Genomic DNA, 8,656 nt, shown 5'->3' with positions numbered 1-8,656 from the left:
AGGTCTATGCCTGCCGTTTACTTATTCCGGCCCTGTGCCAACCTCTCGCGCAGGCTCTTCGGCCGTATGTCAGCCCAGTTCTGTTCGATGTAGTCGAGGCACGCCACGCGGTCTGCTTCGCCGAAGACCACTTGCCAGCCGGCCGGGACATCGGCGAACGCGGGCCACAAGCTGTGCTGCTCTTCGTCGTTGACCAAGACGAAAAAACTGCCTTTGTCGTCGTCGAAGGGATTGACGCTCAACATTTCTCCTGATCATCTAGCCGACACAAGTGGAACACGTTCTAACCTATCCGAGGCCAGCTGCCCCGTTCAGAGTTTTAGGAAAATCGTCAATATTTGCTGTAACGCGCCTCCACACCTGTTCAACGGTGCGACAAACCCGATACCGGCGAGCCCAACCTTTGCTGTGGAGTCGACCGCACCGTTCCCGCAGGTGCCGTCGGGACGCCCAGCGCGCGATGCTCCGCAAGGGGTTCGGGTCGAGCGCCAGATGACCGTACGTGGTGGGGTTCCTCACACCCGCACCGGGGCGGTCGACACGCGCGCGGTACCGGCGAATCTCGCGATGATTGGGATGCAACCGCCCCAAAGTGCTCGCACACCCAACCCGACACTCGTACGGTTGGAACTCGCCGTAGCGCCCTGGTCTGCGATTGTGGATCTACCCGAACCGAGTGTTCACACGCGACCGGCAAACCCGTGTCAGGTGCAGCCCGAGGTCGTCGGCGTGACCGCGTCATACCCATCTAGTAGCAAGGATCCCGCACTGTGAGCGACACCGCGCAACCCGGACTGCCTCCCGGACCTCCACTTCCCATGGTGGCGCAGTCCGTGTTGATGCTGCGCTACGGCTTGCGCTTCTTGACCGAATGCCAGCGCCGCTACGGCGACGTGTTCAAGCTGCGTGAACCGCTGGCGGGCACGACGATCTATCTCGCGAATCCGGACGACATCAAAAAGGTTTTCGCCGGCGACCCGCGGATCTTTCACGCCGGCGAAGCGCGCTGGTATTTGAGCGGCGTCCTCGGCGAGAACTCGGTGTTCGTGATCGACGAGGATGAGCATCGCGACCAGCGTCGTCTGATGATGCCGGCGTTCCATCGCGACGCCGTTGCGCAGCAGGCTGCTCAGATGGCCGAGATCGCTGCTGCCAGCATCGCCGAATGGCCCGTGAACAAGAACTTCCCCGTGGAGTCCAAGACGACCCAGATCACGCTCGAGGTGATCCTGCGGACCGTCATCGGCGCCACCGACCTGGACCGGCTCGCCGCGCTGCGCAAAGTCATACCCGAGCTGCTCTACCTGAAGCCGTGGGAGACGCCGGCGATCGCCAAGCCGAACTTGCAGCACTATGGCCCGTGGCGAGCGCTGGGCCGACGATTCGCAGAAGCCGACGCCCTGCTCTACGCCGAGATCGCGGACCGCCGCGCCGACCCCGATCTGGCCGACCGCACCGATGTCCTGGCCATGATGGTCCGTGCCTCCGACGAAGACGGACGCACGATGACCGACCACGAACTGCGCGATCAGCTCCTCACGCTGATCGCCGCAGGCCACGAGACGACCTCGGCGTCGCTGTCCTGGGCCCTCGAGCGGCTCACCCGCCATCCTGAGGCGCTAGCCAAGGCGGTGTGGGCCGCCGACGCCAGCGCGGAGGGCGATCCTGCCGGCGACGAGTACCTCGATGCGGTGACAAAGGAGACGCTGCGGATCCGTCCGGTGATCTTCAGCTCGGGCCGGCTACTGAAGGAGCCGATCGAGTTGGGTGGCTACCTGCTGCCTGCCGGCGCCATCGTCAACCCCGGTATCGGGCTGGTGCATCAGAATGCCGATCTGTATCCGGATCCAGAGCGGTTCGACCCGGACCGGATGATCGGCGCCACCCTGACGCCGACCACCTATTTGCCGTTCGGCGGTGGCAATCGCCGCTGCATAGGTGCCACGTTCTCCACGGTCGAGATGCGAGTCGTGCTGCGCGAGATCCTGCGCAGGGTCGAGTTGTGCACCACCACAGAACCCGATGAGAAGCAGAAGTCGAAGCACGTCACCTTCGTGCCGCATCGCGGTGGGCTCATCCGAATCCGGGCCTTGCGGGACGCCGCGTCCGCGTCGGCGACAAACGCGCCGGTGTGTCCTGCCAACCACGGCTCAACTCCGTCGAGCGATTCGCCGATGGAGTAGAGCGGAAATGCCTCGCGCGACGGCACCGATCGCCCAGTCGCGTGAAATCAATGACCCATTTGTGGATTGAACGTATTGACCACTCCTGAACGAACCGATCAGACGCCTAGAGAGAAAAACGTGGACCAAACGAAGATCAACCTATACCACCGTGAACTCGGCCCCCTCCAGCGCAAACTGAAGGTTCACCGCCTCATGGTCGGCGGCCGTTGGGAGGAGATCGGTCGTCTTCAATTCGACTTCATGGTCGCCAACGGGCTGGCGCCCACGTCAACACTTTTGGACGTTGGCTGCGGCGCTCTGCGGGGAGGTTTGCATTTCGTCGATTACCTGGACGACGGCAACTATTACGGCATCGACATCAACAAGAGCCTTTTGAAGGCTGGCGAGCAGGAGTTGCGGTCAGCTGGGTTGAACAAGCAGGTTCACCTGCACCGCACCGATCAATTCGATGCCTCCGGGTTCAATACCCAGTTTGATTTTGGGATCTCGGTGTCGTTGCTGACGCATTTGCCCGCCAACCACATCATCTACTGTTTCATGCAGATGCGGCGTGTGATGCACGAGGCGAGCCGCTTCTACTTCACGTTCTACGAGGTGCCCGAGCTACCGATCCCAGATACGTTCTCGCGCGGCGGCTTTGCCACGCATTTTCTGTCGGACCCCTATCACTACACCCGCGATCACATCGAGAACTGCGCGCGTACTGCCGGGCTGGCACCGCACTACATCGGGGATTGGGATCATCCGTTGGGTCAACAGATGCTGGAACTGCGGCTCCCCTGATGTCGCCGTCGTGAATCACTGTTGGACACAGTATTTGCGTGTGACAGAACGACGCTTGCCTGCGGGTTCGCGCACGCCGGATCTCTATTGATGAGATTCGGCGAAGGCCTCTAGGCGATCGGCGGTAGCCGCGACGCTCTCGGTGGCTTTCGTCATCTGGGTGGCGACTTCGCGGGCGCGGGCACCATATTGCGGTTCCAGGATCGTGCGCAGGTCGGTGACCAACGATTTCTCGGTGGTGGCCGAAAGACGCCTGGCGGTACCGACTTTCAACTTCTTGACCCGTCTCCCCCACATCGTCTGGTCGAAGTCTGTCGAGAGGATCAACGTGGGAATCCCCGCACGCAGACCCGCCGCAGTGGTCCCCAGGCCGCCGTGGTGCACAACTGCGCGGCAGGTGGGGAAGGCAGCCGCGTAACTCATCGCGCCCACCACCTTGACGTGCTCGGAGTGCGGGAGGTGGAAGTCAGTGCCTGCCGAGCAAATCAACGCCCGCTCACCCAACTGTGCACACGCCGCGCTGATCATGGCGAGTGTCTCGCCGGCAGATCCGACTGGCAAGCTGCCAAAGCCGAAGAAGATTGGTGGTGTTCCGGCGGCGATCCACGACGCCACCTCGTCGTCGGCGTCGGTCGGCAACTCCATCGTCAGTGCGCCGACGAAGGGCCGTTGTCCAGCCCAATTCGCCCACTCGTGTGCGAGGCCGGGAAAGCAGACCTCATCGTAGCCTTGGATTTCCAGCCAGCCGCGGTCGGTGATCCGCCACGGCGAGGGTCGTGTCGCCTTTGGCAAGCCCAGCTCACCGCGCTGGACGCCCTCGACCTTCTTCGCCGCGCGCCATGCCACCCACTCGCCCATCTTCATCGCGCGACGACCCAATGGTGCCGGGAGGACTGGCAAGAGATGACCGTTGGCTCGCAGGGGGAACAGGTGCAGCGTGGCCAACGGAATGTCGTAGTACTCTGCGACGTTGCCTGCGGCGTCCTCGAAGTTCACGCCGGTGAACAACAAGTCGGCCCCCTCGGTGAGCGAGGTGAGCGTCGCGATGATCTCCTTCCAGCACTCGAGAAATGGCTCGACGACTTCGCGCCGCAGTCGGATCAATTCTCGGATCTTCCAGAAGTTACGGAAGAAATGCGTCCAGAAGTTGCGGTGTGCGTCTAGAACGTCCTGCAAGTCCGGTCCGTAGGCGACCGCTGAAAGCCCTGCCGCCTCAGCGAAGTCGATCAGGTCGGGTGGGATGGCCATGTGCACTTCGTGCCCGCGGCTCTGCAGCTCACGGCCGACAGCGACACACGGCTCGATGTCGCCGCGAGTTCCATAGCTTGCCAGCACAAATTTCATCGCGGAATCTAGCCTCTCACTTGCTCTGCGCGCTCTGTGCTGGCGCGCCGTCGCCGGTCAGCCAGCACGCCTGAGGCGGACGAAAGCTTCCAACCGATCGGCGGCGATCGCAACACTCTCCGCGGGTTGGGTCATCTGGGTCGCGACCTCGCGGGCGCGGGCGACACATACCGGGTCAAGGATCGTGCGCAGGTCTTCGACCAGCGTCTTCTCGGTAGTAGCCGAGAAACGCCTGGCGGTGCCAACTTTCAGCCGTTTGACCCGAGCACCCCACAGCGTCTGATCGAGGTCGGTCGAGAGAACGAGCGTGGGGACACCGGCGCGCAGGCTTGCGGCCGTGGTGCCCGCGCCGCCGTGATGCACGACCGCACGGCAGGCGGGAAAGGCGGCGGTGTAGTTCATCACGTCCACCACCTTGACCTGCTCGGAAGGGGAAACGCCGCTGAAGTCACTCGAGCCGGCGCAAACCAACGCGCGCACGCCCAATTGATCACAGGCCGCGGTGATCATGGCGAGGGTGTCGGCGGCAGATTCGACCGGCATACTGCCGAAGCCGAAACAAATCGGCGGTGATCCCTGCGCAATCCACGAGGCGACCTCGGCATCGGAGTCCGTCGGCAGGTCCAACGTCAGCGCGCCGACGAAGGGCCTGCGACCGTCCCATTTCGCCCATTCCTCGGCGAGCCCGGGAAAGGAAACCTCATCGTAGGCTTGGATTTCCAGCGATCCGCGGTCGGCGATCCGCCACGGCGAGGGGCCGGTGGCCTTGGGAAGGCCCAGTTCTCGACGCTGAGGGTCCTCGATCCTCTTCATCATCGGCCAACCCAACCACTCCGACATCCTCATGACAGACCGGCCCAGCCGTGCCGGCATTCCCGGAAAGAGCTGGCCATTGGCCCGAATCGGGAACACATGCAATGTGGCCAACGGAAGGCCGTAGTACTCCGCGACGTTGCCGGCTGACTCCTCACCCAGCACGCCGGTGAACAGCAGGTCAGCTTCCTCCGACATCGATTTCAGGGTCGAGCTGACGTCCTGCCAGCACTGGGTGAACAACTGCCAGTCCTCGCGCAACAACGCCTTCAGGTCCTTGATCCTCCAGAAGTTCTTCCAGAAGTTGCGCAGGAAACGCGCCCAGAAGTCACGGTTCACGTCCTGCCACACGCGCACATCCGGCCCGCAGGCAACTGCCGCAAGGCCGGTCGCCTCGGCGAAGCCAACCAGATCGGGCGGGACTGCCATGCGCACGTCGTGCCCGCGGCGCAGCAACTCACGACCGACGGCGATACCGGGCTCGACATCGCCACGGGTTCCATAGAACGACAGCACGAACTTCATCGCGGATCTCAGTCCTTCACGTCCCGTATTTCTGCGGAATCACAGTGGGGGCCTCGCCACGGCTCGGCCGCCCGGCAGCATAACCCGATACCCGCGCTGACGACCTGAAATCCAGAAGTCTCGGCCTTCACCGTCAGGCCTAGGCCCAAGTCCCGCTGCGGCGGTTGGCCAGCGCGACGATCTCGTTGCGCAGCTTCAGGAAAGGCGGCGGCATGAACCGGTGGATCTTGTGTAGGCGGTGGCTGTTCTCGAGCGCCGTGCGGAAACCGCGTTCGCTCGCCCGGTACGACTCGAAAACGTGATCCAGCGCAGCCTGATCCCAGGGCTCGTCACTCGCGGCCGCGCACAGCGCATCGTTGACCACGGTTATCCAGTCTGTGCCGAAGGGCTCTGTCACCGGGCCGCTGTGTCGCTGGCGGTGAAGATCCGAGGTGAGAAACTCCTTGATCGCCCCCTCGTCCCGGGCGTCGAGATCGATGTCGAGCGCCACCGAGATCCGCTTTACCTCCCGGCGCCAGTCCTCGAGGAAGTTGGCGTAGTCGACGAACACGCGCGGCAGGCCGCGTGAATCTCTTTCGGCCAGCAGATTGAACTTCAGCCACAAAGCACTCGCGAGTTCCGGCTGGGCCAGCAAGGCCGCCTCACCGGACGCGATGACCTCACGCGGGTGGCGTACCGCAATCACGACCGCGACGTCGAATCCGGCCTGACGCGCCGCCTCGAACCACAAGCCGGACAGCAGCGTTATCCTCGGGTCCTTGATGACCACGAGCGGCGCGGCCGGCAGCGTGCTCAGATACGCCTGAATCTCGCCGACGCAGGCGGCCTTCTGCTCGGCGTCCAGCCCACCGTCGTCCTGCAGGCGCAATGACGTGTCGAACACGGTGCTGCCGTGGCGATGCAGGATTGTGTTGTTGATGTGCAGAGCCGCGCGCGGCTCCCAATAGCCACGCAGATTGTTCCGGTCAGCGCCCGCCATCCCGACCGGGAGCGTCGCGCCGCACAGCGAGAGAACCCGCGTGAGAGCCGACGTACCAGACCTGGGCGCTCCCAACACGAACAGTGCAACGGGGCGAGTCGCAGCCCCGGTCTGTGCGGCCGGGGTCACGCGCACAACCCGAAGTCGCGTGTGACCGCATGGCGTTGTGCGATCTGCGCAGTCGGCTGACGCAACGAAGGCGATCCTGCGGCGCGATTCGCGATAGCGGTTCGGCTCTGACTCATAGCGGCAGGATAGACAGTGACACGACACTATTGCCGTGAATCGCTATATGTCGCATGGTCTCCGGGGCCAACTTGATCGCAGTAAGAGTGAGGCCTTAGCTACGAGCTAAGCATTCTCGTCGACGTCCGCATCGCCGTCCTCGACGGCGTTGGCAGCCTTGTTGGCTTCCGACACGCGCGCCACCTCCTGCGCGCTGTAGCCGATGAACAGCGCTACCACGCCGAGTAGGACGACCACGCCAGCCAGCCACAGTAGGCCGTAGGTTATGCCCTGATCCAGCGCATTCATCTCGGCGGCGTTCATGGCGTCCACCGGCCCGCTGGTGCCGCCCAGTTGCAGCGTGCGCACCGTGATGACGGCTTGGACAACGACCAGCACGATCGGCCCGCCGATGGTCTGCAGCATCAGTGCGATCGCGGATGCGGGCCCGATTCGGTCGAACCCAACGCTGGCGACCAGCGACAGCGTGAGCGGCACGTTGATCATCCCGAGACCGATACCCCCGAGGACGATCGGCAGTAGCAGATTCGGGAAGTACGGCACGCCGCCGTTGAGCGTCGAGCCGTACACCAGCGCGGCCACCACCAGGGCGCCACCTGCGATCACCACTGCCCGCGGCGGCAACCACGTCACCACCCGCGACGCCACCACCACCCCGACAGTCGTCGCGGCGGCGAACGGGATGAAGCTGATGCCTGCCTGAAGTGGGCCGTAGCCGATGACGCTCTGCACATACAGGCCGACCAGCACGGCGAGGGTGAAACTCACCCCACCGGCCAGGAACATCGCCGCGAACGTGGCCAGCCGGTTGCGTTCAGAGAACAGGCTGAACGGCACGATCGGGTTCTCGGCGGTGCGCTCCACCACCACGAACGCCACGAAGGCGCCCAGAGCCACCAGACACGACACGATCGTGATGGGCGACTGCCAGCCCTTCTCCGGCCCTATCGACAAGCCGAAAACCGCAGCGGTGCAAGCCAACGTGACCAGCACAGCCCCGCTGGCGTCGAGCTTCATCCGCTCCTTTTGGGTCTCCCGCAGCGTCGTGTAGGCCAGGTAGATCACCACCAGCCCGATCGGCACGTTCACCAAGAACGCCAGCCGCCACGACACCTCGGTGAGCGCCGGGCCCACCACCAGCCCCAGCACCGCACCGATACCGCTCATCGCGCCGAACACCGCCGAGGCCGCATTGCGTGTCGGCCCCTTCGGGAACGTGGTCGCGACCAGCGACATAGCCGTCGGTGCCACGATCGCGGCGGCCGCGCCATGCAACAGCCGGGCAATAACCAGGATGGTCCCGTCCCACGCGATGCCGCACAGGGCCGAGGCGAGGGTGAACAGCGCGATGCCGACGATGAAGGTGCGCTTGCGGCCGAAGGTGTCACCCAGGCGGCCGCCAAGCAACATCAGGCCAGCAAAGGCGACGACGTATGCGGTGATCACCCAGCTGCGCCCGGCATTCGACAGGCCGAGATCGTCCTGGATCTGAGGAAGCGCATAGACCGCGACGGGGCCGTCCATGAACGCCATCAGCAGCACGCCGCCGATCGCGATAACCACACCGATGAATCTGCGCGACAGCAGCGAGGTCGAAGGGTCACTGCTCGTGGGCTGCGGCGTGGTCGGCGCGACGGGCACCGAGGTCGTTCGCTCCGCGCGGTCTGTCACCGGCCGACCGTAGCATCCGGGCGTTGCCAAGAAATTGAGGTCGTGCAAATTCGGTTCGTTGAAACTGGCGAGAAATTAGCTCAGCTCAGTTAGAGTCACATCGCGCGCC

7 protein-coding genes are annotated in these 8,656 nt (G+C 64.0%); 2 read left to right on the top strand and 5 right to left on the bottom strand.

Annotated features, from left to right (window positions below; genetic code table 11):
- Positions 1-17 precede the first annotated feature (17 nt).
- The gene (locus ACZY0X_RS10025; protein ID WP_241403640.1) at positions 18-242 is read right to left on the bottom strand and encodes an MbtH family protein; all 225 of its coding nucleotides are present in this window, start codon (positions 240-242) and stop codon (positions 18-20) included.
- A gap of 528 nt (positions 243-770) precedes the next feature.
- On the opposite strand from ACZY0X_RS10025, the gene ACZY0X_RS10020 reads away from it, so the two are divergent.
- Together ACZY0X_RS10020 and ACZY0X_RS10015 are read left to right on the top strand one after the other, a co-directional pair.
- Positions 771-2,183 carry a cytochrome P450 gene (locus ACZY0X_RS10020; protein WP_463769892.1) on the top strand — a complete coding sequence of 471 codons (1,413 nt, stop codon included), beginning with the start codon at positions 771-773 and terminating at the stop codon, positions 2,181-2,183.
- 120 nt (positions 2,184-2,303) lie between these two features.
- On the top strand, positions 2,304-2,969 hold the full coding sequence (locus ACZY0X_RS10015) for a class I SAM-dependent methyltransferase (RefSeq protein ID WP_463769890.1): 666 nt from the start codon (positions 2,304-2,306) through the stop codon (positions 2,967-2,969).
- A gap of 84 nt (positions 2,970-3,053) precedes the next feature.
- Here the strand turns inward: ACZY0X_RS10015 and ACZY0X_RS10010 are convergent, their stop codons facing one another.
- From ACZY0X_RS10010 to ACZY0X_RS09995, 4 genes are all read right to left on the bottom strand, one after another.
- Positions 3,054-4,313, bottom strand: coding sequence for a glycosyltransferase (locus ACZY0X_RS10010; RefSeq protein WP_463769888.1), 1,260 nt, complete (start codon positions 4,311-4,313; stop codon positions 3,054-3,056).
- 57 nt (positions 4,314-4,370) lie between these two features.
- A complete protein-coding gene (locus tag ACZY0X_RS10005) occupies positions 4,371-5,651 on the bottom strand; it encodes a glycosyltransferase (RefSeq protein WP_463769886.1) in 1,281 nt (426 codons plus the stop codon).
- A gap of 139 nt (positions 5,652-5,790) precedes the next feature.
- Entirely contained in the window at positions 5,791-6,765 is a 975-nt protein-coding gene (locus tag ACZY0X_RS10000; RefSeq protein ID WP_463769884.1) for a sulfotransferase family protein, read from the bottom strand.
- A gap of 216 nt (positions 6,766-6,981) precedes the next feature.
- Positions 6,982-8,409, bottom strand: a complete 1,428-nt coding sequence (locus ACZY0X_RS09995; RefSeq protein ID WP_463770605.1) for an MFS transporter — start codon at positions 8,407-8,409, stop codon at positions 6,982-6,984.
- Between the last annotated feature and the right edge of the window lie 247 nt (positions 8,410-8,656).

The sequence above is a fragment of the Mycobacterium sp. IDUB_39 genome (genome assembly GCF_055419205.1).
This window is presented reverse-complemented; position numbering and strand designations above follow the sequence as displayed.